Source organism: Bartonella sp. AP30XZML (assembly GCF_042195945.1).
GTDB lineage: Bacteria > Pseudomonadota > Alphaproteobacteria > Rhizobiales > Rhizobiaceae > Bartonella.
Genome location: NZ_JBHIPJ010000113.1, coordinates 47753 through 72607, shown reverse-complemented (window position 1 = coordinate 72607; position 24855 = coordinate 47753). Strand labels below are relative to the sequence as shown.

The following is a 24855-nucleotide window of genomic DNA, read 5'->3' as shown; positions in this document are numbered from 1 at the left end:
TTATTTTGCTAAAGGGATGTTTGAATGGAGCATTTCAATGTATTGTGAATATATGGAAAAAAATAGGACGACTCTATCATTCATTTGATGCGTTCAAAAGACTGTAACAGTTCTTGGAATTTGAAATGATTCTTTAAAAAGAGACCTTTTTCAAGGGACAAAAGCCCATTTCGCGAGGGGCCCCCGTGAAGAGTATAGAAGGGTAGAGCCGCAAAATTTCCATGAAATAATATAAACTCCATTGAGTCTTCTTAATCTTTACGCTTCATAAAAGAGCAAGCTGGCATCATCATACACTTTAGCTCCCAATGTTGCGACAGTCTTTAGTACGGTTCATTATAGGTATGGCATTTTATTGTACAGTTTTACGCCAATCATCCTGCTTGTGGAGGTGTAAGACAGTATTCTTATGATATTTACGCGCATTGAGCGTTGTTACAGCTTTTGCATTTAGGTGGATTTGATGTAACGAATTATCTTTTGTGCTGTAATTGCAGGGGCAGGTTTAAGGGTGGGAGTGCATAAATGAAAGAGATATTATCATATCAAATTGTTTGATCACGCATAAAAATTTATGCTTTATGAAGGGGCATTTATCGCCTTGTAACTTGCCTGATATCTTGTATGAAAGCCCAAAATTCAGTAGGTTTCCTCTCACTTCAAAACTTCTTATATTGAAGCAATTCAAATCATTTTCTTGTGTATCACAAGGAGGGGTGTGGGTGCTGTGTTTTTATTTAAAGTATGGGATGAGTTGAAATATGAAAAGTGCATAATCTCTACGCGTTAACAAACGTTTTTGATGTTTTTAAAAAAGAGCGAAATTGTGCAGAAAAAAAGGGAGCATATATGGAAAATAGTGATGGTTTGAAATTTTGGCGGCTTTCTGAAAAACTAACAATACTGCAGGCAGCGCTTTTAATAGTTGGATTAAATCCAGGAAAGTATTTGTTTGTCAACAAATTAGAACCAGAAAAAAGTGATATTTACGAAGATAACCTTTCCGTATCATCAGAGAAAACTGCTAATTTTCGTGCAGCCTATCATGCTATCGTTCAAGCGGGAAAAAGCAATCGATTAGAGATAGAATGGTCGTACTATAATTTTTCGGATTTTATAGATGCAGATTCCTCATATGTTCGCGTTGATGATTTAAAAGAATGGCTTTCATCGCGTGGTCTGTACCCTCCATTTTTTTTCCCTGAGGATGATTCTGCTGAGACTAAGGACCAAAAATATGCGTTTCAAGATCCAACGCATCCACGTTATGCTCCAAAGCTTGCTGCTATTGTTGCGGCATGGGAAGCGGTGAGTGAGGTTGAGGGTGGTAAAACTGTTAAAGGAACGCTTGCAAAATGGTTGCAACAGAATGCTGATCAATATGATTTACACAATAAGAAAAATGGTAAGTTAAAAAAGGATGTTATTGAGGAATTAGCGGCTGTTGCGAATTGGGAACCTACCGGAGGGGCGCCTAAGACACCTGCCAGCTCTCTTTTATCAAAAGAAAAAAAATAAAAAGATCACTAAAATTGCGCTGCTTTTTTTGATAATTTTGAAGATAAACTCTTTTTCTGGGGGAGATTTTTACTTTTCTTCCCTAGATTATAAGTAATTGTTTTTCATTAAAAATAATTTTTATAGTGTTCCTCTGACTGTTCAGGCGGGGGAAAATAGACATTTTGGGGCAGTAAAATTTACCCTGTAGTTTTCGTAACTTACCTCTCTATTTTTGTTTGATTTTTTTGGGCATTTTAAAATCCAGATCAACTGAAATGGAGTGCAACATGATTAAAGTTAATCTTTTTTTTACTATGCGTAAAAGTGTGAAAATTTTTCGAGGAAATGTACGGATATTTGGCAATGTGTTGCGGATGAGGTGGTACATAAATCGTTTAGAGTAGGTGTATTGTCGTGTTGGTTAAAATTTGAAATGATCACTGTCAAATAGTCGAAGTTGAGCATCGTGCATTTCTTGGGTAAAGAAATCTTGTCATCTATGAGCGAGTGAGAGTTTTTCTTAAGAAATTTGCACAATAGTAAAACTAGTTAGCAAAACCCGTTCTTTGGCGTAACAAAAAGGATGTCATAAATGATTATCTCATCATAAATATGCTTTAAGAATAACCCTTGCGTGGCGAAAGTCTATGGCGTAGTCGCTATAGATTTTTGCTCTGTGTGTGGTGATCAATGCTCTTGTTTATCTCTTGTCAATGCAAGTGCCCATGAAAGTGATGGGTGTCTATTGCTCCATTGTGATGCTTGGTTGTTCATGTTTAGAAACGACAAGTGTATTAAATGTGATAGGGTTGATAGAAAGGAGAACGTATCCTGTAAAAATAGGTGTGTCTTTAAAATAAAGCTGATAAACGAAATTATTTTTTTATCTACCTTTTGTATAATGAGAAAAAGGTATTCAAAGTGCAAGCATAAGCAATTTAGCAGTAAATCCCAAAATAGCTTAACATAGATCGTTTCTAGGAGAAGAGGAAGAAAGTCTATCTGCAAAGCTATGTTAGGTCGTGTGACAGGTGAAATAATGCGGTTAGGGCAATAAACAATTGTTATTGGTGAAGAGATAGAAATCGGTTGGGTGTTGATTTCTGTTTTACTACAGAATTTTCTTTGTTATCTCGTAAAATACGATCGTTTGAGGTGTGGTCATATAAAGCGAAGCTTTTTTCAATCTTGGAAAGATATTCCCATTGCGGAAAATCATATAAAGTTTAAGCAACGGCAGAACGATTTTTTGTGCAATGAAATGATAAGTATGTACAACATCTCGGTAATCTCCGTGGGAAACTTTACCGGATCCAAGGTGTGGATATTGTCTTCTGCTTATCCCAAATCGCAGATATTTCAAAACAACAACGGTGGAGAATGAATGTTGGATATGTTCTAGGGAAGGTTGCAAAAAATGGCAGTTTTCAAAAAAATACCAAAAATGACGAAAGGAGCGGTTTCCCACTCCTTCGTTCCTATCTCCCCTTGCGGGGAAGCGGCCACCATTACTGATGCCGTGTATGCTGATATAGGTACACTTATTTTTCTCAAAAGTCAATAGTGTAAATGCGGTAAATATTTGAGCATCAGAGCTACAACTTTATGAAAATCTTCGCAGGATAATCTTGGAACGGTACGTGAGCAACTTAAACGACTTACAGAAACTGTTGTGACATAATTGCAGATAATCCATGCTTTTTTATTCTCTATAGGAGATTGTATTGGATACGCAGCGGGATTATTGGGTTGTGATTTCGTTGAAAAAGGTAAAACTGTCACATTTCCATATAATTTTGCATTCTTAGAAAGCACTAAAACAGGCCGCTTTTTCCAAAATTCAGGGAGTATCGAATCATGAGGAAAATCACACCAAAAAACTTGTCTGATGCGTGGTGCCGATTTGATTCGTGGTTTTATATGAGGTGGTTTTTCGTAAGGAGCATTTAAATCTCTTTCTTTTATATGCTCGCGCCATGCATTATGATCATGTTCCATCATAACACATGGTTCTTCAAGTTTGGTTATATCTAAGGAAATAGGTGATAGGGTAGAAGGCTCTGTGTTCTTATCTTCAGCCATAGCAGACCATTTATATTTATTGGTCCCCTCACTTATTATTTTACGGCTTTTCTATCACGAGTTTTTATCAAAATGTTGCTTATAAGTACAGAGAGGTGAAACCATAAAATGGATGTATCTGCTTATTTTTGTCTTTTGAGTACAACGCTAGAGGAGGGATGTTGGTGACTCGTTGGTGTTGGTGGGTTGGTTTGGCGGTGGGGTGGTTTTGGGTGGGGATTGGTGACTGGAGGGTTGTTGGTTAGGGGGAAGCTATTGGAGAGAACGAGTGCACGCGGTTTCGTTTCTATTTTATGGTTAGAGTTTTTTATGGACTGAAAGAAGCCCTTTTGAAGTAATATAGAGGCTTATAAGGGAGAAAAATAGGCTTGAGACGACATTCCAACCGGCAAATGAGAGAAAAAGAAAGCGTGCGGATGCTTCAGAACAAGAAGGGGGATGAATGTTGTTTAATTGGTTAAGCAGCTGGTTAATGTCTGAGGTTTTTCTGACTGCGCTTAAACCACAGCTGAGGGGAGCTGCCCAAAAGCCATATTCAACACCCGCATGATAAACGGCTAAAACAAGGCTGATGCACATTAAGACAAAAACACACAAAAATAAAAGTTGTATCCAAGCAGTTATGCGAAAAAAACATGCCCCAAAACCTGCTAAGAGCAAAAATGGTATGGCTCCATAATAGGGAAAACGTTCTATGAGACATAAATCGCAAGGAAGATATCCTCCGAAATATTCAAAACCAAGGGCAATCCCTATTGTGGCAGACAAGCAAAAAGCGAGAAAAAAAGCCCATAAACTTTGTTCTTTTCTGCTGGGTTCAAGATGAAGGTGTTTGTGTAAAAGTGGGTGAGAAGACAAAACGCATGCCATTAAGTCTGTTCCTTATAAAAGCTTCTTGTTTAAAAAAGCTATGAAAATCCCATAAATTAAAAGGAGGCTAACACAACCAATGAGAACAATCCATTTAAAATGCTGTACTAGAAAATTCATTGCTTTTTGCCCAAAATGTTTAATCAGCCACGCGAGAAGATAAAAACGAGCGCCTCTGGAAAAAATACAAATAAGAATGAAAAGTTCAAGACGCACACTCATAACACCGGCCAAAATTGTGACAATCTTGATGGGGGGAAGATGAAAAAAACCTGATGTTATCAGTAAAATGATGAGAAATTGCAGGGTTGCACTATTTTTCAGAGATTCAAAACTTTCAACCTTACCATAAATTTCTAAAATGGGTTTGGCAAGGGTATCATAGGCAAAATGTCCGATAAACCAACCGGCAATGCCTCCTAATACAGAACAGATCGTCGCAATCAAAGCATAACGATAAACCCGCTTTTGATGGATAAGAAGCATCGGAATATATAAAACATCTATGGGAATTGGAAAAACAGAACTTTCAATAAAGGCAATGAAACCAAGCCAGTGTGGTGCTGTACGCCGATTTGCTAAAGAAATCGTCCAAAGCTTTAATTTGTTTAATATCATGAGGCTTTTTATAAATTTAAGAGGTAAACACTTTACAAATGAGATTGCTATAAATCCGATAGAGAAATCCAATAAAGAAAGTATTTCATAAAATAGATAAGAAAATGATATGAATTCTTAAAAAATGAGAAGTCTTCTGTTGACGAATCTGTTCTTCTTCATATAGTGCAAAGGAATAATCGACAAGTCTGTCTTTTATAGTCCTGTCTTTTATAGCAGTGTGCGGGTGTGGTGGAACTGGTAGACGCGCCAGACTCAAAATCTGGTTCCGAGAGGAGTGTCGGTTCGAGTCCGACCACCCGCACCACTTCATAAATATTTTCCTTTATCCTGTTATGGCGCATCACGTTGTTTTATAGAACGTGGGATTTATAAAACATGGGGGGGTATAAAACGTGGGATTTATAGACCGTGTTCAATGTTTTGCATGTTGAATGAAAAAACTCGAATACCGTAGGATTCTTTCATTTCAAGTCTGTTTATAGTAAATCAACTAAAATCATGTCGCTTGTATGTTACAAGCTAGATGAGCTCGCGTGGAGTGAAATTTTACAAAAAATGAATAAAAATGCCTCTTATGCCGTTTCAAGGGCATCATTGGAGGTAAAGTGTATGATGGATGGTGCCAGCTTGCACTTTTATTGAAGTGTAGAGATGCTGCTCTATAGATTTTATATTCCTGTGGGTGCTGTCGCAAAATGGGCTTGAGGGTTTTGAGAGCTGTTTCTTTAAAACACGCATGTGAATTGGCAACCCAAGTATCTTGAATTTGAGTGTGTTTGGTTTGAAGCGCTGCCGTATGATATGAAGGGTGTGATCCAAAAAAGATCCGTGAGAAACACCAGCATGAGGTAACGCGTAATCTCCTCTCTTTAAAAGACAGTGCTTTAGAGGCTTTTGAAAGTTGTAAAGCAGAGGGAAATGGTAAGATTGGAAATTGGTTTTTACCTTGAAAACTTCATGTGCTTCCTAAATGAAGCTGTCTCCCCGTTACAGAAATTACATAAACAGAGAACCGCAATATCCTCTTTCCACTCTGGCATACAATAGCGGTAAAATACTGTTGTTTGAAGTGTGGTAATATAGGGCATACTTCCTTGAAACGTTACAGTATTTTTTCGGTGTGTGTTGGATATTCTTAAATGTGTTTGTCTTGCTTTAGGTTTAAAGGCATTCCATGCGGAGGAGCCCAAAGAAACCCGCTAAAATCCCCCAAGAGTCCCCAAGGGTTTTTGTGTTTTTATAAACGGACATGGTGTTTAAAAATGGGTGTTTAAAATGGGTTTTCAGAATCTTTATCCTTTAAGAGCGGGGAGGCCAAGTCAACATTATCTTATAAAACTGCAATTGATGCACAATATCCATATTTCTTTTAAAGAAATATCTCTTAAATAACGGCTCTCATTTATTTTACGATGGCGCCCAGTGGTATGATGGTAAAGCTTTTATATTCCCAATGCACGACATGAAAGGCTGAGAGGATAGGAGTTTGCTTTAAGAGAGGGAGAGGCTTTATTGTTTCGTGACTATTTGTTTACAGTTTAGTACTGGTTTTTAGAATCTACGTCTTTTTAGGGGGAAAGGGGCATTAAAAAACCCCGTTTTTAACAGGGTTTTTTAATCGTTCAATTTTTCTACAAAACTTAGAATTTATAAGCGATACCAAAGCGAACATCATGCGTTTGAGAAGAGATTTTAAGGTTATCGTTTGCAAATTTCTTTTTAAAAAAATCTGAATAACGATATTCTGTACGCATGATGATATTATCTGTCATTGCAAGATCAAAACCACCACCAATAGTGTAACCAAACATTGTTTTTGTCTCATCTAACACATTGCCAGAAGCAAAAATTGTCGAATCTTCTTGCGGTTTTGATAAAAGTGACATGATATATTGCATCTGTCTATAGGCTATACCCCCTGCAATATAAGGCATAAGACGATGGGAAGCAAAACCAATACGCGCGCGCGTGGCACCAGACCACGTTTCTTTCAATGTTACACTGCTAACAACAATGTCACCATAGTTGGATATCGTTTCACCCTGAGCTGCAGGTTTTATGATAGGAATCCCAGCTTTTTTAAAGGCAATGTTAATGGAGTTTGATTCATCTAGAATTTTCTTTCCATTGTCTGTTTGGGTGCTTTTCCTCCCAGACCAGACCATATCGGTATCAAAACCGAAAACAAGATCTCCCAGATCAATATTAGAACCTGCATACAAACCTGCTCTCAATCCTGATAGTTTCGGTGATAAATCTCTATCAACCCAAGCCCATTTTCCATCCCTAGCTTCTTGTGCGTAATTTAGAGTATTTTTATTGGAAAAATATCCAATTTGTCCTCCAAAATAAAAACCAGACCAAGAAAAAGGCGCAGAAACAGTAACCGGTGAAATACGTGACGATGAAACATCTTGCAATGAAACCTTCGGTTCTGATTGCTTAAAGATTACCGTATCTGCTGCTTGCGCTGTTGAAGCGGTAATGAAGGTGAAAATAGATAGTGCAACTAAACATTTTGTTTTCATAAAAACGTCCCCAATTTATTTCAGATACAAATCGTATTATATACAAATTGGTTAAAAAAATCTATACTTAATATCATTATGAAAACTAAAATACGTATAAACTCTATAATTATCCATATTTAAGCGTTCTTAAAACTTGTTTTCATGCTATTATCCCGCGTTTATATTGATTTTTCAGGATTTTTTATACTCTTTCAATGTTCTCTGTGTTTTAGAAAAAAATATAGTATAGTAAATAAGCTTTTTATTTATTTAAAAAACATTATTTTATACATATTAAAACACTTTTTGTTATTAAATGTATTATCCATTATGATTGACATCAATGTGCTTACATATTCAATTGATCGTAAAAAATGCATATTGGCCATCATATTCGTTGCTCGTTTCTGATATTGCGTAGCTTTGTATTGCGGTAGCCTTTTGAGCACTTGAGGGGATGAGGGACTTTATTTCTTTTTTATCTATATGCCACTTTTTCTTGTGATAATCCAAGCGAATAGTTTTGATTGATTGAATGGAATACGAAGAATAAGAAGGAGTAAAGTGCGAGAATCTCAAGTCTCATGAGGTTTCTTATGCGCCATGTAAAACGGATAAACTCTCCGTTCCGTTTGCTTAAAGCCGGAACGTGGATGAGAGTCTAAAAACTGAATGTCTTTGGCGATTTTAAACAGATTAGCGCGTGCATTCAGGTTTTTGTGGAAATGGGTGAGGGTGCCATAATGGGCAAATGCCTCCAATTTCTTGCGAGCTGTCAAGTATATCCCCGTCAGAGAGCTGATTGTTTCAGCAAAGGTCAAAACCTTTCAGTGCATTGAGTTTTTTCCAACAGCTGTTCCTCTATTGAGCACCCCCATCTTCACGCTTCATAAAAGAGACATTTCTCAATGTTCCTAAACCCATTTCACGACAGCGATTGTAAATGGTATAATGATAAATCTATTGAGCACCTCTTTTACGCTTCATAAAGGAGTACGCCGGTACCATTACTATATTTGCCAGTTCGTGGGGTGTTGTGACAGTCCTCTCCACAATGTTGTGACAGGCCCCTTTGTCCGTTGTGACAGTCCTTGGCACTTGAGGTGGTTCATTAGAGGTGTTTTTGTCCTTATCGGATACAATTTCTATTCACACATTCATTGCGTTTGTGATGTGCAAGTCAGTGATTTTGATTGATGCAACATGGGACCGATTTAAAATGAGAAAATCTTACGGTATTTAGGATTCTCATTCAATATGGATAACGCTAGATTATCATTATAAATAAACACATTATCTCATTGAGATAAGAGTTATCTACCCAATGTTATCAATAATGATAACATTGTAAAGCGTCGATGAATTCATTAATCTTTTTATACTTCGATTGAAATTATGTCTATTAATACCGATAACACCGATTTTTTTGAGCTAATTCTGTTTGGCTGATAGCTAATAGATTTTCAAAATCAAGACGCGAAGCTAGAATGAAAAACACCTTAAGGTCATATCCATTTAAATCACTTTCTGCCAGTATAGCCATTGGGTGTTGAGCCATGATTATCCATGCCTTTCCAAAACCGTTGTGCTTTTTAAGTACAATATAGCAACAAAACCACCATAGCATAAATGCGGATCAGAGCCTAAAATGAACGCTGTGGGTAATTGTTATCGGTCATCATCGGGGTGTTTACACCCCGATCTTTTGACAGAAAGATTTGTTTTAAGATGTTTGCATCTTTTTTAGTGGGTTGTTTATTGGGGAGCAATCATCTTTTTGGGATCAACTAATCGGTCATAATCCTCTACAAAAACGCCTGCTTTTAATGCTTCGGTGCGCAAAGTTGTATCATTTTTATGCGCTGCTTTGGCAATTTCAGCAGCTTTTTCGTAGCCAATTTCTGGTGCAAGAGCTGTGACTAACATGAGTGAGCGCTCCATGAGCGAGTGAATATGAACACGATTGGCCCGTAATCCTTGAATGCAATGCATATCAAAAGAACGCATGCAATCACCAAGAAGGGTAATTGATTGTAAAACGTTATAGCCAATAACAGGTTTATAAACGTTGAGTTCAAAATGTCCTTGGCTTGCGGCAAAGGTTACGCTGGTGTGATTACCAAAAACTTGGCATGCAACCATGGTTAAGGCTTCACATTGCGTGGGGTTGATTTTGCCGGGCATAATAGAAGATCCGGGTTCATTTTCAGGAAGACTGAGTTCCCCTAAACCGGAACGCGGACCAGAGCCTAAAAACCGAATGTCATTGGCAATTTTAAACAGATCAGCAGCGAGAGCATTCAAGCTTCCGTGGAAATGCGCAAGGGCGCCATGATGGGCAAGTGCTTCAAATTTATTGCTGGCAGTTTGGAATGTTATTCCTGTGAGAGTGCTCATTGTTTGCGCAAAAGCAACGTCAAAACCTTTTGGCGCATTCAGCCCTGTGCCAACAGCCGTACCACCTTGAGCAAGCAAGTGGACATCGGTTAGAGCATTTTCAATGCGTTGAAGATTGGCTTCTAATGCGGCACGATAGCCTGAAAATTCTTGCCCTAAGGTTAAAGGGGTTGCATCTTGGGTATGGGTGCGGCCGATTTTAATGATATCTGCAAATTCTTGCTCTTTTTGTTTTAATGTCGCAATAAGAGCTTCAAGGATTGGCAATAAGTGTTGGCGTGTTTGCAACGTGGTGGCAATGTGAAGCGCCGTGGGAAAGGAATCGTTCGATGATTGGCTCATATTGACATGGTCATTGGGATGAACTGGTTTTTTGCTTCCAAGTTTTCCTCCCAAAATCTTACTAGCACGATTAGCAATGACTTCATTGACATTCATATTGCTTTGTGTGCCAGAACCTGTTTGCCAGACGGATAGTGGGAAATGTGTATCAAAATCGCCAGCAAGCACTTCATCAGCGGCGGCAATAATTGCTTTTCCAATATTTTCTGGTAGTTTTCCTTTGTCCATATTTACAATCGCTGCTGCTTTTTTGACAAGGACTAAAGCATAGATGATGGCAAGAGGCTGCTTTTCACTGCCAATATTAAAATTATGCAGAGAACGTTCAGTTTGTGCGCCCCAATAACGATCTTGACGTACCGAAATCGTTCCAAAGCTATCCGTTTCCTGACGTGTTTCAACCATGATAAGATCCTTTTTTGTTCACGGGTTCTCAAAAAAGATAGATAACGCGAAAGTGCAATAAGAGGCAAGACTTTGAAGCTTCATTTAGAGAAATTATTTTTATGGCTATTCTTGACATTGAGAGATGCCGATTTTATATCTAACACATGCTAGCACTCGTAGTTTGAGAGTGCTAGCAAGAACTTTTAAGATTAATGCAATTATGTTCAGTTTTAAGGATTTAAAACATGGCTAATATACAATTCCGCCCACTTCACGACCGTGTCGTTGTCCGTCGGGTTGAATCTGAAAATAAAACGGCTGGTGGGATTATCATCCCTGATACAGCAAAAGAAAAACCCCAAGAAGGCGAAGTGATTGCTGTTGGCAATGGCGCTCTCGATGATAACGGAAAGCGCGTGCCTTTAGAAGTCAAAACAGGAGACCGTATTTTGTTTGGAAAATGGTCTGGAACTGAAGTCAAGATTAATGGGGAAGACCTCCTCATTATGAAAGAATCTGACATTATGGGAATTATGGGCTAATTGAAGCGCTTAATTTTTCATTGTGTACTATTTTGAGAAAACTCCAAGGAGAAATTAAATGGCTGCTAAAGAAGTCAAATTTGGCCGTGAAGCGCGTGAGCGTTTGTTGCGCGGTGTCGACATCCTTGCTAATGCTGTTAAGGTGACACTCGGCCCTAAAGGTCGCAATGTGGTGATTGATAAATCATTCGGTGCGCCTCGCATCACAAAAGATGGTGTATCCGTTGCAAAGGAAATCGAACTGGAAGATAAGTTCGAAAATATGGGTGCACAAATGTTGCGCGAAGTTGCTTCTAAAACCAATGATATTGCTGGTGATGGAACAACAACAGCAACTGTTTTAGGACAAGCTATTGTGCAAGAAGGTGTTAAAGCTGTTGCTGCGGGCATGAACCCAATGGATCTTAAACGTGGGATTGATGCTGCTGTTGAAGAAGTGGTGGCAAACCTCTTCAAAAAAGCAAAAAAAATCCAAACTTCAGCAGAAATTGCACAGGTGGGAACAATTTCCGCTAATGGCGCTGCTGAAATCGGTAAAATGATCGCTGATGCTATGGAAAAAGTGGGCAATGAAGGCGTCATTACCGTGGAAGAAGCTAAAACCGCTGAAACGGAATTAGAAGTCGTTGAAGGAATGCAATTTGACCGTGGGTATCTTTCCCCTTATTTTGTCACAAATGCTGAGAAAATGGTCGCTGATCTTGATGATCCTTACATTCTCATTCACGAAAAGAAATTGTCTAATTTGCAATCTCTTCTTCCTGTGCTTGAAGCTGTTGTTCAGTCTGGAAAACCACTTCTCATTATCGCTGAAGATGTGGAAGGTGAAGCTTTGGCAACACTCGTTGTCAACAAATTGCGTGGTGGTTTGAAAATTGCTGCTGTAAAAGCTCCTGGATTTGGTGACCGTCGTAAAGCAATGTTAGAGGATATCGCTATCTTGACATCCGGACAGGTTATTTCTGAAGATGTGGGCATTAAACTTGAAAATGTCACTTTGGATATGCTTGGACGTGCAAAGAAAGTGAATATTTCTAAAGAAAACACCACCATTATTGATGGTGCTGGACAAAAGGCTGAAATTACTGCTCGCGTCAATCAAATCAAGGCTCAGATTGAAGAAACAACTTCTGACTATGACCGTGAAAAATTGCAAGAAAGACTTGCTAAACTCGCTGGTGGTGTTGCTGTTATCCGTGTGGGTGGTGCAACAGAAGTTGAAGTGAAAGAAAAGAAAGACCGTGTTGATGATGCTTTGAATGCAACACGTGCTGCTGTTGAAGAAGGTATTGTTGCTGGTGGTGGTACCGCATTGTTGCGTGCAGCAAATGCGTTGACCGTTAAGGGAAGTAATCCTGACCAAGAAGCTGGTATTAGTATCGTTCGTCGTGCTCTACAAGCACCAGCGCGCCAGATTGCAAGCAATGCTGGTGAAGAAGCTGCTATTATTGTGGGCAAAGTGCTGGAAAATAATGCTGATACTTATGGTTACAATACCGCAACTGGTGAATTCGGTGATTTGATTGCTTTGGGAATTGTTGATCCTGTGAAAGTTGTGCGTTCTGCTCTTCAGAATGCGGCTTCAATTGCGAGCCTTCTGATCACAACAGAAGCAATGGTTGCTGAAGTTCCAAAGAAAGATACACCAATGCCTCCGATNTGCGTTCTGCTCTTCAGAATGCGGCTTCAATTGCGAGCCTTCTGATCACAACAGAAGCAATGGTTGCTGAAGTTCCAAAGAAAGATACACCAATGCCTCCGATGCCTGCTGGCGGAATGGGTGGAATGGGCGGAATGGATTTCTAAGCTCTTTTCCATAGAAATAATAAAGAAACGGGTCTTCTGTGCCCGTTTTTTTATGCTTTTTCACGTTTCATACAGTTTTTCCTTTTATGACAGTTTCTTTATCTTATAGGATTGTTCTATTCTCCATTGGTTGATCTACCGTTATTGTGAATGAATCTCACTCTTAATCCATAGCTTTTTCTCTTGTTTTTATGAAATGTTTCTATTGTGCGGGGATCGTGGTTTCCTTTGAAAATATTGTGCTAATAAAAATATAACTATTTGATTTATAATCATTTATTCCTAATACAGTTCTGTTTTTTCATTTCAGGTTTATGCATGCCCCGTTAAAAAATCCTGTGTTTGTGCTTCATAGGGTGAGAGGTCACTACGGTTTTTATGAACCAATGTAATCATTAAAAGTCAGTAGTTAAGAAGAGTCAGTAGTTAAGAGTTAGTACCTATTGAGCGTTGGAAAGACAGAGTTGAAAAGAGCATGATGGGGCTGGTTTGTTTTTTATGAATAAGATGCTGGTATTTCAAGCTTTTGCATAGGGGAATAAGCATCTCTCTGTTTAGTTGATCTCTGAAATGGGGAGACTGCTCCATTTGAGAAGCTTAAAGATAAAAGCTAATTTTTCGCCTTGCTCTCATCTTTTTTTCGGTAAGCTCATCACCTAAACTGGAGCCAAACCCATGTTGTTATATTCAAGTTCTGTTTGTTGCCTATATTGTGACAGAAAATTCTTAAGTGGGGAGCAATTTTTGAGCTAAGGGGACCATGACAGGTAGCCGAAAAAATCATGACGAGACAATAGGCGCGCTTGTGTTAGAATTTTTAATGCTTCTGATGATAAAGGCACGCGAAATTCTGTTGTAGCCTCATGCTTTCTTTTCATATTTTCGAGCCAAGGATTTTCCATATATTCTCTTCAACTTGACCTTTATGCATAGAACATAAGGGAATTGAGAGGCAGGGAATTGGGGGTGGGAATTGAGAGGGTGGGAGGAGCCAGCTTGCTTTTTTATTAAACGTAAAGATAAGAGGTTTTATGTAAGGCTCCCATTACATTGCTTGTTTATGCGCTTCTTTAAAAGAAATATCTTTTAATACAAATTCTTGGCAATGCTATTTATGAAGAGTATAAAATCATTTGGATATCAATAGATTATTAAAAAAATGTATGTTGGTATGATCCTTTTCTTATGTTACCAAAGTTGCTGACTTACGCGTTGGTTAAAAATCTCTCTTCATACCCCTAAATTCATTTCATGAAAGCGTTTGTGAAGAGCACGACGTTTGTGAGGCGTGTAAAAAATTCTCGTGAGACATGAAAAAATCATCAATAAAATCTCCATGTTTTCAAAAAATAACGAATGGCTTTTTATCTTTTTAAAAGATTTAACACGTCTCACGTTTTTTATTTATTTTAGAGCTGAATATTCGATTTTTGTGTAAAAATACTTCCCAGCACATCTATGATCCGTGAAAAATCAAGTGCTAATAAGAAAATGATGAATATAATCCACTTCGTATAGCGTGACATCATTTTTACACTTTTATACGTTGTGATGATTTCTTGTAGGATTTCTTTTTCCTTTTCTGTAAGCTCTGTTTGTTTTTCTGTTTTTTTTCTAGCCATGTTTCCACCCACACAAGCCTTCCCCTTGTTTGTTATGCTTTAAAATATCTCTTGCGAGATTTGAACTGATGATATTGAGATCTTTTTTGTCTAAATAAATGGGCATCCAACCAACGCAAGAAAAAGGCTCATTGATTGTTTTTATCGCGCAACCAGTGAGTAAGAGAAGCGCGTACATCAGCATCACTTTTTTGATTAATTTCATTTTCCACCTCTAGCCGTGTTGTTGATGACTTTAGCGTTTTTTCTATTTGCTTTTGTTGTTCAACTTTCTTTCCAAGAGTGAAAGCTTTTGCTAAAGCGATAAAAAAAGCGGTCAGAGCCGCTCCTGTTATCATCAGATTTTTTTTCAACCACCACATCATAAGCGCTGCTCCCGAAACCGTTTTGCCACAAAGAAAATGCCAACGCAGGCGGCTAAAACCATAATGGTTGCTAATGCCCATTGGATGGGACCATTGCCTGCCAATAAGCCCCCAAGTCCAGAAAAAGAACCAATAATCGGTGTAAGCGCTTCTGCTTTGAAAAATCCCATTGGAGCTTGCGTTTCTACAGTTTGGTAGTTGGGAGAAACATAAGCTCCTTTTGCCCATAATCCCGATTCTGCTGCACGACGGTGCACTAAACCGTGAAGACGTTTTCCTCCTGCTTTAGTCCACTTTTGTAACTCAGAAGGGACGGCTTCATATTCGCCATTATTGAGTTTTTTGAGCAGGGTCGAATTACAAAAAGCCGATGTTCCTATATTATAGCAAAACGATACGAGCGCGGCGAATTGTTCATCCGTTAAAGAAACCGTCACATGTTTTTCAACGGTATTTTCAAATTGTCTTAAATCTTGAGAAAGAACTTTTTCTGCTTGTTTTTCAGTAATGATCATGCCCTTGTGAACGAACGGTTTGCCAGCCGTGCTGGTATGACCATAGCCGATTGTCCACACCCCGAGGGCATCTTTATAGGCATGTAAACGCAATCCTTCCCATTGTTTAATGAGTGCAAGCCCTGCTTTAGATATTTTTCTCATTTGCTTCTCCATAAAATAAAGCCTCACGTTAACGTGAGGCTGGTTGACAGATTAAAAATGAATTTTTTCACGCTTCAAAAACAGAAGAGATGTGAAACTTTTATGAAATCAAAAGGTTGGTTGTGACATCTTAGGGAATGGGGAATGGTTGGCCAAGTGGGGTAATGGTTGGGCTGGTGTTTTCCGTTAAGAGAGGTTGTAGATTTTAAGAGCTTGTCCTGGTGTTTTTGATGGAGCCTTCTTAGGGTGCGGGCAGCTGTTGGGTTGATGCACGATAAGCGTGATCTATTGCGGTTGTGTTCGTCGTATGGTATTGATGTGGGGGGCTTGAGATACGAAGTGGATACTCTCAGAAAAACAAGACATATGCTTTTACTGAAGACGAAAGCATTAAATATTTTATGTATCAAACGTTTTGCTTATCCAAATAGTCTCATTGTTACACAGAGCTTTAGGCTAACAAGAGCTGTAGAATTTTGATACAATTTTAAGAGGGGCTGGTTTTTATAGGACAATGGTGTTTTTTCTTTAAGAGGAAAGTTGTTGGCTATTTTTGTTTTATGAGCGCAAAAGCTGATTTGCTTAGAGAAATCTTAGCTGTAAAGCAGCCTCTCTTCGTTCTTTGATGAATAGGAATATGGAAAAAGCCTCACTTACATCGTTAAAGATTTGTATTCAGTGAGCCTTTTTTGGTGGGAGGAAACGGAAACAGTTTTTCCCTCTGTTTCTCTTAAGTTTTTTTCAAATCTCTCCCTCAGGGTTTCGCCTTTTTTGTTGACTGTTTCATGTTCAGCTTCCGGATGGACTTTTAAATAGTGTTCTAGACGTCTTCTTCCTTGTGTGTGTTTATAAAAAGTGGTTGGAAGATAGGAATCTAACTTTTCAGCAGATAAAGATGAATTGGGTTCACATAATATACCCTTAACATTATCTTTGTGCAATCTTGCTAATTTATCAGATTCAAGATGAAGCTTTTTGGCAAGGCTTAAGCTGAACATCCCGCATTCAGAAGAGCTTCGCTGAATATCCATTTCTGCCGTGGTAAAAGAATAAGGAGGCAGTTGAAGACATTGAAGGGTTTGATTTATTTTTATCCCTAGTTTGCAAGCCGTGATATTCTGAAAGGTTGTAGGTTCAAGCATAATCAAAGAGATTTTGTCATCAACTTTTTTATAATCAAGGACGGCAAAGTGGATTTTGCTTCCCGAATTGACTATAAATCGGGCAGATTTTGCGTCGCTCTCAACGACTTCTTTTAGTGCGTGCGAAAACTCTTCTGCTGTAAGAGCCAATTTGAGATTCATTTCTGGATATTTGCTGTTTGCTTTTTCTACGAGAGCCGGCATCAATCTAATATCTGTGTTTTCATAATAAGAGTTAATCCAACGGCCGGTGACAAGATCTCTCTCTAAGCCTGTAATAATATCTTTTAATTCGTCAGAACTCGGTGCAACATGTTCTTCTTCTGTTTGGATGGAACTTTGCATTAAACGTGCAATAAGGTCTTCTAAAGATTCATTTGCACTTGTTCCTTCTTGTGTTTGTGAGGAATGAGGGAGGGAAGGATCTTGTGGCTTCATACTATTAGCCTCCATATTGATAATCGATAGGTGATATTATCTTCTTCAATTCTGGCTAAACAATGTTTGCAGGAAAGATTTTTATCTAAAAAAAACAAAGAGATGAAATCATCTTTATTTTAAAAAATTTTTGTTACGAAAGACAAAATCCCCCGCTTTTCAGAGTCAAAGGTAAGGTATCTTTTTGTCTTTTAAGAGATCACGTTGCTTACTGTTTGCATCTTTACCTCAAAAGAAGATTTGCTAACAGCAACTTATATCTTACCGTAAAGCCGCAGAGCTTCATTCTTTGTGGATGTGGAATATGGCTATGGCCAAAACGCTTATTATATCATTAGAGATTTGTATTCTGTGGCTCTTTTTCTGTGTTGTGAAACAGAAACAGTTTTTCCCTCTGTTGCTACCAAGCTTCTCTCAAACCTCTCGTTTAGGGTTTCGCCTTTTTTGTTTACTTTTTCATGTGCCGCGTCTGGATTGGCTGTTAAATACTCCTTAAGACGTCTTCTGCCTTGCACGTGTTTGTATAAACGAGCTGGAAGATATGGATCTAATTTTTCAGCAGGTAAAGGCGTGTCTGGTTCACATAACACACCCTTAATATTATCTTTGTGCAGTCTTTCCAACTTTTGAGTTTCGAGATAAAGCTTTTTGGCAAGGCTTAAGCTGAACATCCCACATTCAGAGGAACTGCGTTGAATATTCATTTCTGCCATGGCAAAATGAATGTTAGGCAATTGGTGATGTTCAATGGATTGTCGCGTCCTTAATGCAAGTAAGGCGGGGAGCGTGTCACGCAGTGAGGTCGGTTCAAAAAAGATCAAAGATGTTTTATTATCAATGGTTTGATGATCGACAACCGCAAAATGAATTCCCCTATCTTGTGCGTTAACGATCAGCCTAGAAGATTTTATGCCCTTTTCGAGCGTTTCTTTGAGTGCAAGGGCAAAGCCGTCAGGGGGGCTTGTAAGTTTGAGATTCATCTCTGGATATTTACGATTTGCTTGATCGACCAAGGCTGGCATCATGTAAAGATCTAAAATATCATAATAATTTTTGATCCAACTGCCATCGGCATTATGCTGTTCTAAACCAGTAACAATATCTTTTAACTCGGCACGGTTGAAAGGGGTGTTTTTTATTTTTTCAATGTTAAGCCGTTCTAAATGTGCAGTAAGAGTGTCTAATGATGCATTTGCATGCGCTCCTTCAGGTGCGCTTCCTCCTTCTGGTGTTTGTGAGGAATGAGGTGGGGGAGAATCTTGTGGCTTCATAATCTTAGCCTCTATGTTGATGATCGATAGGTGATATTATCTTCTTCAATTTTGGCTAAACAATGTTTTGAAAAACAAGCCTTTGCATCTTGAAAGGTGAGGCGATGAGAGCATAATGATGCCGTTTTCATATTTTTATGCGTGTATTGCTCATCATTGCTGTGATGTATTATATTGGTATTTTATGGGGGGATTATTAGGGCGTTCTATTGGGAGCCCGTGAATACGGCTTGTTTTGAAAATCTCAAAATTATAGAGTTGTTGGTGATGCAAATTGGGTGATGCAAAAGAAAACAGTCAGAAAAAGACGAAAGATACCTTCAAACCGTAAAGTTTTAAACATTGTCGCAAGACACACTGTTTTATAACAGTCTATAATAACTTATAATAGCCCATAATAATGCGAAAATTTTATGATGAAATCTGGACACAGAAAACCCCTTACCGCACCCGTCATTAAATACGATTTTTCAGATTCTGTCAACCGCAAAACGATTATTTTTCCTCCTTTATCGCGGGAAAAATCTACAGAAAAAAGCTCATTCATTGGCTATGCAGCAAAATATCTTGTTTTAATGGAAAAGTTTTTGATGTGGCAAAAAACATTTTCTCCTTTGAGAAAGGAGGGGACAAGATGAAGGGAGAATTGTGGTTTTGAAATCCGTGGTATTTTATTGATGAAATTGGGAAGGCGGTGGCTGGATGGTGTTTGCGGGGCAAAGCTTTAGGTGTTGGCGATTTGTGCGGGTGAATTGGGGCTATGCTGGCTGTCGTATTAGTGGTGATGTGATGGGGGGGGAGGGTTATCGGTGCAGTTGTTGATGAGGGAGGAGATTGTTGGTAGGGGCTTTTTCTTTCGTTTAAGGGATGATGCTTTTAATTGTGTCAAAAATCAACGGGTTGTTTTAATGATAAGCTATTTATTTATAGTGGATATTTTATCGTTATTTATCTTGAATGAGAAACCCAGATTATGCTGAAATAAAAGCCATAGCTCTTGTCCGTCATAAGATCAGAAGAGCCATATAGAATTGTACAAGAAAAGATGTAAAATGACGATAATGAATTATCTGAAGAGCTAAGGATGTCGCGATATTGGGGGAAGCGTATGATGAGGGTGATTTGTTACAATGGGGGGTAGAGGGGAGAATGTTGCTGTTTTAAAGAGGGGGCAATATTTATCCTGCCCATGCCGTGAATATGCCATGAAATATTGTCCTTTGAGGCATGGATAAGTGAGGTATGGGTAGATATAAGGTTAAGTCTCTTTGACAGTTGAAGTATTTTTTTAAGGGCGTGGTGGATATTTTTAAGCTTGTTTGTTGTGCGCTTTAAGCTTGTTAACCCATGAAATTTTATGAAAGGGCAAGCTCAGTGGATCTCAAGTGTCATTTGCCAAAGGGGCCTTTACAAAGGCGCTGGTTATAAAGAGGCATGTTATAAAGGAGGGGGAGAATCTTTATCCTGTGAGGGGGAGGAAATGATGGGTGTTTTAGCCAAGGCTCTTTTGGGTAGAACTGTCAAAATGTTTATAAAGGGCATCAAGAATAATACGCAACGAACCAACAAGATTAGGCAGCGGTTGATCTTCTATAACAAGATAGTGTAATGCCGCATGAAAGTTGTGTTGACGATGTAGATATTGTGCTTCTTTAATCGCTTCTTGCATAGCTTCATAGTGTTCGGTTGCTCTTTGGACCCATTGCTTTTTTGCTTTCTCATCTGATGCGCTGTGCGTAAAACCATCATAATAACCGTTTGGTAAACCTTTTGCACATAAATAGTCGTTTCTAATTTGCAAGTATTGTTGCGCCGTGTCATATTGCTCTTTACTGATGCCTGATGAAGCCTCTTTATAGCCAAGCAAACAAAGACGCCCAATATAGGTTCCGACAAGCGGATTTTTCGCTTCTTCGAAGCTTAAACCAAAGTGTTTTGCACGCATTTCAATCGCAGATTGAAGCGCAGATTCGCTGGAATTTTGGGCACGTGAAATACAGCTATTGGGCTCTCGCTTTCCTGTTATTTTCGATCTACTGCGTTTTTTACGTATTTTCATGAACTTAACCATTTGAATGAAAAAGAAACTGTCTGTTGATGGGGGACAGTGATGTAAAAAGCACTTGGCGCAAATATTGGGGGGAGCAAATACTTAAGAGGGGGAAAATACTTAAAAGGAGGAAAATACTGGGGGAGTGAGCAAATACTGGGAAATATCAGCCGTTGCAGATCAAAAAACAAACGATACTAAAGGCGTTTTAAATGCAAAGAAAAGCAACGGTGTGGGGCGAAAAAATCATCTTTAAGGTGGTTTCTTACCTTTTTTATCTTATCCCTATCAGTCTTATTTTCCGCCCCTATCATGCTTATTTTTTATTGATAGCGGATTATTTGCTTTCTAAATATTTCTTAACTGTTCTTGAGAAATTGAAGGAAAATTTTTGTCAAATGTGAATGAAAAAATAACAATGGATTTCAAGGGCATGTCATCGTCTTTCTAATGGGATTATTTGTCTCTTTTTTCACGAGCGCTTTGTGAAAATTTTTCAATTCCACTTTTGAAAGGTCATTGTTTTCTTAAGTTGGAAGCTTTTTATTTAGGTTCTCTTATTTTTTTGTTGTTGGGGGCTTTCCCAAGATATTTGATATACATCACGCTGTTAAGCATACTTTTATCCTTTATAAGAGATATGTTGTCTTCTGTTGAGTGGCAGAGAGCGGCAAAAAGCAAACCTCCGCATTCTATTATAATAGCATAAGATGCCCTATATTTTCAAATGAAATATCGTTTATCGGCTTAAAATAAACTGTGAATGATCTCGCTATTTTGTTTGGTGTATCCTTTATGAGTATCCTTTATAGAGTATAAAAATCTCCGTTTTAATGGATCTCATCATAAGACGAGGGGATGTCGTTTAAAGGACGGAATGCATTATCGAAAGAAGCTGTTTTTATAAGTGGCAAATGCCTTTATAAAAAGATGCTTTTATAAGAGATGCCTTGATGAATGTAGGGGCTGTATCAATGTGGGGGCTGTGAAATACTTCATCTTTAATGAAGAATTTTTAAAATGAAGCCTTTTTGATTAAGAAGCTTTCAAATGAGGATTAAGGTTGTTTGTCGCACGTTTTTCATACTGGATAATCGATTGCTTGTTTGATTTTGTTTTGTGTTGCTTTTTAAAGAGCCATGTCTTAGGGCTCTCTTTTGCCCATTTTGCAAGGGTGCTCATGAAGGGTATAACGATAAAGTCCCCAATGAAATCCATATAAAGTTTGAATAATATAAAATCTATTGCACACTTCCATTTTTACGCTTGTGAAGAAGAAAGTCTATAGCATCACACATTTTGCCAGTCCTCTTGATCAAGACGTTTTACTCTATAGAGAAAGGGCAACAATGCTTTTAAAGGGCCTGGGGTAGAGGGAGGAAATTGAAAGAAAAGAGGGACATCTATTTATTTACGAGACTGTTATTTATTTACGAGACCGTGAAGGATAGTTTCTCTCTCTGGATGAAAAAGATTTTGTGCAATTTAATTATGGAATTGTGAGAGGCGCTGGTATTCATGCGGCGGCGTGTCAAATGATTAATCCTTATCATTTTAGGGCTTTGCCAGATTGACAACGAGGCTTTAAGGCAAAGGGATTGAAATTTTTTGAGGAAGAAGTAAGCCGTCCAGTGATTACGTCGTGTACTTGAGAAAGCTTGAGAAGAGGCAATGACTAAGGTTAATTTGGGACTGAGGTTGATCTTGTCCGCGTGCTTGGCTTTCAATAGAACACCCTTCCTTGGGAAAAGGGGTGTTTTGGCTTGTAAGCGCGCATGTATCAGCGCGTATAGGGCAATGAATAAAATATTTAGAAGGGAGATTATAGTGCTTGCATTACTCTGAGAAGGGTGCTAAGCGAATTTACCGCGCTGGTGGCGTGCTATCAAATATTGAAGAGTGGGAATTTTAGAAGTGGGGGAGTATCCGTATGATCGAAGATAAATCACAACACCAATCTGCCTATAAGGGAGATAAGGCTTTTGTATCGCAGCCAGTGTTGGATCAATCAGAAGCTTTCAAAAAATGGATGGCTCTCTCAACAGGCGATTATATCATCATTTGTTGTTTGGCTATCCTCTTGTTGGTGCTTTTTTCCGCGTCTGCCTATATGAGCCCTTTGGAATTTTTTCACGTTATATCCAAGGAACAGCTCCAAGCACTGGGAAAAATGAAACAAGAAGATTTTCAAGAAATGAGTCAGAGTTTTATACAGATTCCTGCGATCGAATTTCTTCGTAACTTAGGGTGGAATGGTGTTTGGGCTTTTTTATGTCTCTTGCCGCAAATAATTTTTGGCTTTCTTTTTGGGTTGTTTCCGCTCTTTTCTATTTTTAACGCCATATTTAAACGGGATGCGAAGGAAATGATGCTACAATGGGAAAACTTACCAGAGCAGAAACAGCTAGACAACCAATCTCTCAACAAAATATGATAGGGGGGAAAAGTGATCACTTCTATAATGCCTCTTTTAATAACTACATTATTGATCTCCTTAGGGATAGTTATCGTTATTTATTCTGCGTGGAGCATGATACTCTTTTCTACCGTGAAGATCATCTTGTCCATTTATTATTCTTTGATAAAACGGGCAGTACTGTTATGTAAGATGCGAAGGAAATTAAAAAAGGGTGCAGCGCAGAATTTGAGGCATTATCAGGCAGGATGGAGAGGACAGAATACAGTTCTTGCAACACAGTTGCGTGCCTTTTCTTTTCAAGAATCTTTGCTTCTCTCAAAAAAAGATTATAAAATAATCTCTTGGATGGCTTTCATTGTAGTTGCGCTTTTTATACATGCTGTGCTTTTTTCGTCTTTTACTATACGATATGCGATTGTTTCACACAATAATCCGTTGTTTTTTTTGTTATTGATTGAAGCGCTGCCGTTTTTGTTTATTTTGGTATGTAGTGCCATCACTTTGCCTGTTATTTTAATTCTCCATAGTCTCCTTCATTATGGCGTGAAAAAAACAGCAAAGAGATTAGAAACATTTGTTTGAGAAGAGAATGAAAATGATAATTCCACATCAATGTGATAGGGGAAAAAAGTGAGCATTATAATACTACAACATTTGGCTTTTTTAGGGGGCATCATTATTGCCATTTTAATGTTTATGGTTATGATCAGGCTTCCTTACCTGTTGATCAAGCATATGAGGTTATCTTTTAAATTCGCTCAAGACTTGAAAAAGAGTACGACGCAACAAAAACACGCCATACAACAATTGCGCAATGATCTGGGAGAAATGAAGAGACACAATCTCGCGCATAAGACCCTTGATGCGAAAATACGCTTTCTTAACTTTAAAGAATCTCTGCCTCTTTATTCAAAAGAATGTAAAATAATTCTTTTTATTTTTATCCTCTTTACCGTTTTGCAATTTGCTTTCTCTATCGTACATTTGGTATGGTGGAAGGATAGTATGGTCAGTTTTATAATACCGCGGTTTTCAATAGGTCGCATTATTTATGGCCTTCTATGGTTAGGGATTCTTCTCTTTTCTCCGATCATTGGGATCATGTGCATGAAGTTAACGAGAAAATTGAACAAAATACTTCCACAATTGGAAGAAGCGATACAACAACGCGATCAGGCAATGCGTATGCAGAATGTGAAAGGGGGACAAAATGACGAGTAGTCTTATAACATTAATAGCCATTTCTTTCCTGTGTTTTACGCTCTTAAATGTTTTAATATGGGTGCCAATCGTTGTCATTTATTACCTGTTTATCAAGCGTGCGCGGCTTTATTGTCGCGTGAAAAAGGAACTGAAATGCGTGCTGAATGAACGCGATATCGCCTTAAAACAGAACTCCCCAAAATAAAAAGCAGCAGAATGTTTGATAAAAAGCAGCTTTCTCTTGTTTGGCAAGACTATAAAAAAATATTCTATCTTTCTACGGTCATGGCGACTGCTCCAATAGTTATAACTGTTGTCGTTAAGATATGGAGAGGGCAGGACTTTGTTTCTCTTGTCGTATTCGAGCCACTGGCATGGCTGCTTGCCTGTACTTTTTTATTCTTACCGATTGTTTTTATTATGCGTTTTATCGTGACCCGTCAGTTGAACAAAATGATACGGCAATTAGAAGAAGAGGTTGAGCAGAAAGGAGCTCCCGTCATATTATATGATGTGAGTGAGGGGAAAATGAGCGAGGGGAAAAAGTGAAGAGAGGCTTTCGTTGAGCCTTGCTTTTGACTTGTTCATTAAGGAGCATGGGGGACACTTCTCGTTTTATGCCTTTTTAT

22 protein-coding genes, 1 tRNA gene and 1 pseudogene are annotated in these 24855 nt (G+C 38.4%); 9 read left to right on the top strand and 15 right to left on the bottom strand.

Annotation, left to right across the window (positions count from 1 at the left end):
• Positions 1 to 849: 849 nt before the first annotated feature.
• Positions 850 to 1518, top strand: coding sequence for a hypothetical protein (locus ACFIL2_RS09005; RefSeq protein ID WP_375617908.1), 669 nt, complete (start codon positions 850 to 852; stop codon positions 1516 to 1518).
• A 1539-nt stretch (positions 1519 to 3057) separates the two neighbouring features.
• On the opposite strand, the gene ACFIL2_RS09000 is transcribed toward ACFIL2_RS09005, so the two are convergent.
• The 3 genes from ACFIL2_RS09000 to ACFIL2_RS08990 form a co-directional block, all read right to left on the bottom strand.
• Positions 3058 to 3582, bottom strand: coding sequence for a type II toxin-antitoxin system PemK/MazF family toxin (locus ACFIL2_RS09000; protein ID WP_375613249.1), 525 nt, complete (start codon positions 3580 to 3582; stop codon positions 3058 to 3060).
• A 297-nt stretch (positions 3583 to 3879) separates the two neighbouring features.
• The gene (locus ACFIL2_RS08995; RefSeq protein ID WP_375621583.1) at positions 3880 to 4452 is read right to left on the bottom strand and encodes a disulfide bond formation protein B; all 573 of its coding nucleotides are present in this window, start codon (positions 4450 to 4452) and stop codon (positions 3880 to 3882) included.
• Between the two features lie 12 nt (positions 4453 to 4464).
• Entirely contained in the window at positions 4465 to 5070 is a 606-nt protein-coding gene (locus tag ACFIL2_RS08990) for a YqaA family protein (RefSeq protein ID WP_375633390.1), read from the bottom strand.
• A gap of 222 nt (positions 5071 to 5292) precedes the next feature.
• Here ACFIL2_RS08990 and ACFIL2_RS08985 point away from each other — a divergent pair.
• A tRNA-Leu gene (locus ACFIL2_RS08985) sits at positions 5293 to 5377 on the top strand.
• A gap of 1336 nt (positions 5378 to 6713) precedes the next feature.
• On the opposite strand, the gene ACFIL2_RS08980 is transcribed toward ACFIL2_RS08985, so the two are convergent.
• The 4 genes and pseudogenes from ACFIL2_RS08980 to fumC (ACFIL2_RS08965) all read right to left on the bottom strand — a co-directional run bounded on the left by ACFIL2_RS08980 (position 6714) and on the right by fumC (ACFIL2_RS08965) (position 10727).
• Positions 6714 to 7601, bottom strand: a complete 888-nt coding sequence (locus tag ACFIL2_RS08980; RefSeq protein WP_375679054.1) for an outer membrane protein — start codon at positions 7599 to 7601, stop codon at positions 6714 to 6716.
• A gap of 623 nt (positions 7602 to 8224) precedes the next feature.
• A pseudogene (fumC, locus tag ACFIL2_RS08975) lies at positions 8225 to 8404 on the bottom strand (class II fumarate hydratase); the annotation flags it as partial.
• A 581-nt stretch (positions 8405 to 8985) separates the two neighbouring features.
• Positions 8986 to 9141 carry a hypothetical protein gene (locus ACFIL2_RS08970; RefSeq protein WP_375633388.1) on the bottom strand — a complete coding sequence of 52 codons (156 nt, stop codon included), beginning with the start codon at positions 9139 to 9141 and terminating at the stop codon, positions 8986 to 8988.
• 197 nt (positions 9142 to 9338) lie between these two features.
• Positions 9339 to 10727, bottom strand: coding sequence for a class II fumarate hydratase (gene fumC, locus ACFIL2_RS08965; protein WP_375680343.1), 1389 nt, complete (start codon positions 10725 to 10727; stop codon positions 9339 to 9341).
• Between the two features lie 227 nt (positions 10728 to 10954).
• Here fumC (ACFIL2_RS08965) and groES point away from each other — a divergent pair, with 227 nt between their 5' ends.
• Both groES and groL read left to right on the top strand, forming a co-directional pair.
• Positions 10955 to 11251, top strand: a complete 297-nt coding sequence (gene groES, locus ACFIL2_RS08960) for a co-chaperone GroES (protein WP_005774667.1) — start codon at positions 10955 to 10957, stop codon at positions 11249 to 11251.
• Between the two features lie 58 nt (positions 11252 to 11309).
• Complete coding sequence (groL, locus tag ACFIL2_RS08955; RefSeq protein ID WP_375681729.1) at positions 11310 to 12956, top strand: chaperonin GroEL; 1647 nt, start codon at positions 11310 to 11312, stop codon at positions 12954 to 12956.
• An 850-nt stretch (positions 12957 to 13806) separates the two neighbouring features.
• On the opposite strand, the gene ACFIL2_RS08950 is transcribed toward groL, so the two are convergent.
• The 7 genes from ACFIL2_RS08950 to ACFIL2_RS08920 form a co-directional block, all read right to left on the bottom strand.
• A complete protein-coding gene (locus tag ACFIL2_RS08950) occupies positions 13807 to 13959 on the bottom strand; it encodes a hypothetical protein (protein WP_375606492.1) in 153 nt (50 codons plus the stop codon).
• A gap of 507 nt (positions 13960 to 14466) precedes the next feature.
• A complete protein-coding gene (locus tag ACFIL2_RS08945; RefSeq protein ID WP_375617918.1) occupies positions 14467 to 14679 on the bottom strand; it encodes a hypothetical protein in 213 nt (70 codons plus the stop codon).
• Positions 14672 to 14884 carry a hypothetical protein gene (locus ACFIL2_RS08940; protein WP_273790903.1) on the bottom strand — a complete coding sequence of 71 codons (213 nt, stop codon included), beginning with the start codon at positions 14882 to 14884 and terminating at the stop codon, positions 14672 to 14674. The genes ACFIL2_RS08945 and ACFIL2_RS08940 overlap by 8 nt, the downstream gene beginning before the upstream one ends.
• The gene (locus ACFIL2_RS08935; protein WP_375606489.1) at positions 14808 to 15044 is read right to left on the bottom strand and encodes a hypothetical protein; all 237 of its coding nucleotides are present in this window, start codon (positions 15042 to 15044) and stop codon (positions 14808 to 14810) included. The genes ACFIL2_RS08940 and ACFIL2_RS08935 overlap by 77 nt, the downstream gene beginning before the upstream one ends.
• Complete coding sequence (locus ACFIL2_RS08930; RefSeq protein ID WP_375680342.1) at positions 15041 to 15703, bottom strand: lysozyme; 663 nt, start codon at positions 15701 to 15703, stop codon at positions 15041 to 15043. The genes ACFIL2_RS08935 and ACFIL2_RS08930 overlap by 4 nt, the downstream gene beginning before the upstream one ends.
• A 653-nt stretch (positions 15704 to 16356) precedes the next feature.
• Entirely contained in the window at positions 16357 to 17283 is a 927-nt protein-coding gene (locus ACFIL2_RS08925) for a YopJ/AvrA family T3SS effector serine/threonine acetyltransferase (RefSeq protein ID WP_375680341.1), read from the bottom strand.
• 326 nt (positions 17284 to 17609) lie between these two features.
• Entirely contained in the window at positions 17610 to 18554 is a 945-nt protein-coding gene (locus tag ACFIL2_RS08920; RefSeq protein ID WP_375680340.1) for a YopJ/AvrA family T3SS effector serine/threonine acetyltransferase, read from the bottom strand.
• 413 nt (positions 18555 to 18967) lie between these two features.
• On the opposite strand from ACFIL2_RS08920, the gene ACFIL2_RS08915 reads away from it, so the two are divergent.
• Complete coding sequence (locus ACFIL2_RS08915; protein WP_375633372.1) at positions 18968 to 19192, top strand: hypothetical protein; 225 nt, start codon at positions 18968 to 18970, stop codon at positions 19190 to 19192.
• A gap of 854 nt (positions 19193 to 20046) precedes the next feature.
• Here the strand turns inward: ACFIL2_RS08915 and ACFIL2_RS08910 are convergent.
• The gene (locus tag ACFIL2_RS08910) at positions 20047 to 20613 is read right to left on the bottom strand and encodes a hypothetical protein (RefSeq protein ID WP_375636890.1); all 567 of its coding nucleotides are present in this window, start codon (positions 20611 to 20613) and stop codon (positions 20047 to 20049) included.
• A 1921-nt stretch (positions 20614 to 22534) separates the two neighbouring features.
• Here ACFIL2_RS08910 and ACFIL2_RS08905 point away from each other — a divergent pair.
• From ACFIL2_RS08905 to ACFIL2_RS08890, 4 genes are all read left to right on the top strand, one after another.
• Complete coding sequence (locus ACFIL2_RS08905; protein WP_375677005.1) at positions 22535 to 23038, top strand: hypothetical protein; 504 nt, start codon at positions 22535 to 22537, stop codon at positions 23036 to 23038.
• Positions 23039 to 23248: 210 nt separating this feature from the next.
• Positions 23249 to 23605, top strand: coding sequence for a hypothetical protein (locus ACFIL2_RS08900; RefSeq protein ID WP_375680339.1), 357 nt, complete (start codon positions 23249 to 23251; stop codon positions 23603 to 23605).
• A gap of 48 nt (positions 23606 to 23653) precedes the next feature.
• Complete coding sequence (locus ACFIL2_RS08895; RefSeq protein ID WP_375677007.1) at positions 23654 to 24244, top strand: hypothetical protein; 591 nt, start codon at positions 23654 to 23656, stop codon at positions 24242 to 24244.
• 198 nt (positions 24245 to 24442) lie between these two features.
• Positions 24443 to 24775, top strand: coding sequence for a hypothetical protein (locus ACFIL2_RS08890; protein ID WP_375677009.1), 333 nt, complete (start codon positions 24443 to 24445; stop codon positions 24773 to 24775).
• Positions 24776 to 24855: the final 80 nt, after the last annotated feature.

Coding starts and splice junctions, on each gene's coding strand:
- ACFIL2_RS08925 (WP_375680341.1), bottom strand. CDS start 17,283: ATGAAGCCACAAGATCCTTCCCTCCCTCATTCCTCACAAACACAAGAA.
- ACFIL2_RS08905 (WP_375677005.1), top strand. CDS start 22,535: ATGATCGAAGATAAATCACAACACCAATCTGCCTATAAGGGAGATAAG.
- ACFIL2_RS08945 (WP_375617918.1), bottom strand. CDS start 14,679: ATGGCTAGAAAAAAAACAGAAAAACAAACAGAGCTTACAGAAAAGGAA.
- ACFIL2_RS09000 (WP_375613249.1), bottom strand. CDS start 3,582: ATGGCTGAAGATAAGAACACAGAGCCTTCTACCCTATCACCTATTTCC.
- ACFIL2_RS08990 (WP_375633390.1), bottom strand. CDS start 5,070: ATGATATTAAACAAATTAAAGCTTTGGACGATTTCTTTAGCAAATCGG.
- ACFIL2_RS08915 (WP_375633372.1), top strand. CDS start 18,968: ATGATGAAATCTGGACACAGAAAACCCCTTACCGCACCCGTCATTAAA.
- fumC (WP_375680343.1), bottom strand. CDS start 10,727: ATGGTTGAAACACGTCAGGAAACGGATAGCTTTGGAACGATTTCGGTA.
- ACFIL2_RS08930 (WP_375680342.1), bottom strand. CDS start 15,703: ATGAGAAAAATATCTAAAGCAGGGCTTGCACTCATTAAACAATGGGAA.
- ACFIL2_RS08995 (WP_375621583.1), bottom strand. CDS start 4,452: ATGGCATGCGTTTTGTCTTCTCACCCACTTTTACACAAACACCTTCAT.
- ACFIL2_RS08910 (WP_375636890.1), bottom strand. CDS start 20,613: ATGAAAATACGTAAAAAACGCAGTAGATCGAAAATAACAGGAAAGCGA.
- groES (WP_005774667.1), top strand. CDS start 10,955: ATGGCTAATATACAATTCCGCCCACTTCACGACCGTGTCGTTGTCCGT.
- ACFIL2_RS08920 (WP_375680340.1), bottom strand. CDS start 18,554: ATGAAGCCACAAGATTCTCCCCCACCTCATTCCTCACAAACACCAGAA.
- ACFIL2_RS08950 (WP_375606492.1), bottom strand. CDS start 13,959: ATGGAAAATCCTTGGCTCGAAAATATGAAAAGAAAGCATGAGGCTACA.
- ACFIL2_RS08890 (WP_375677009.1), top strand. CDS start 24,443: ATGTTTGATAAAAAGCAGCTTTCTCTTGTTTGGCAAGACTATAAAAAA.
- ACFIL2_RS08935 (WP_375606489.1), bottom strand. CDS start 15,044: ATGATGTGGTGGTTGAAAAAAAATCTGATGATAACAGGAGCGGCTCTG.
- ACFIL2_RS09005 (WP_375617908.1), top strand. CDS start 850: ATGGAAAATAGTGATGGTTTGAAATTTTGGCGGCTTTCTGAAAAACTA.
- ACFIL2_RS08980 (WP_375679054.1), bottom strand. CDS start 7,601: ATGAAAACAAAATGTTTAGTTGCACTATCTATTTTCACCTTCATTACC.
- ACFIL2_RS08970 (WP_375633388.1), bottom strand. CDS start 9,141: ATGGCTCAACACCCAATGGCTATACTGGCAGAAAGTGATTTAAATGGA.
- ACFIL2_RS08940 (WP_273790903.1), bottom strand. CDS start 14,884: ATGAAATTAATCAAAAAAGTGATGCTGATGTACGCGCTTCTCTTACTC.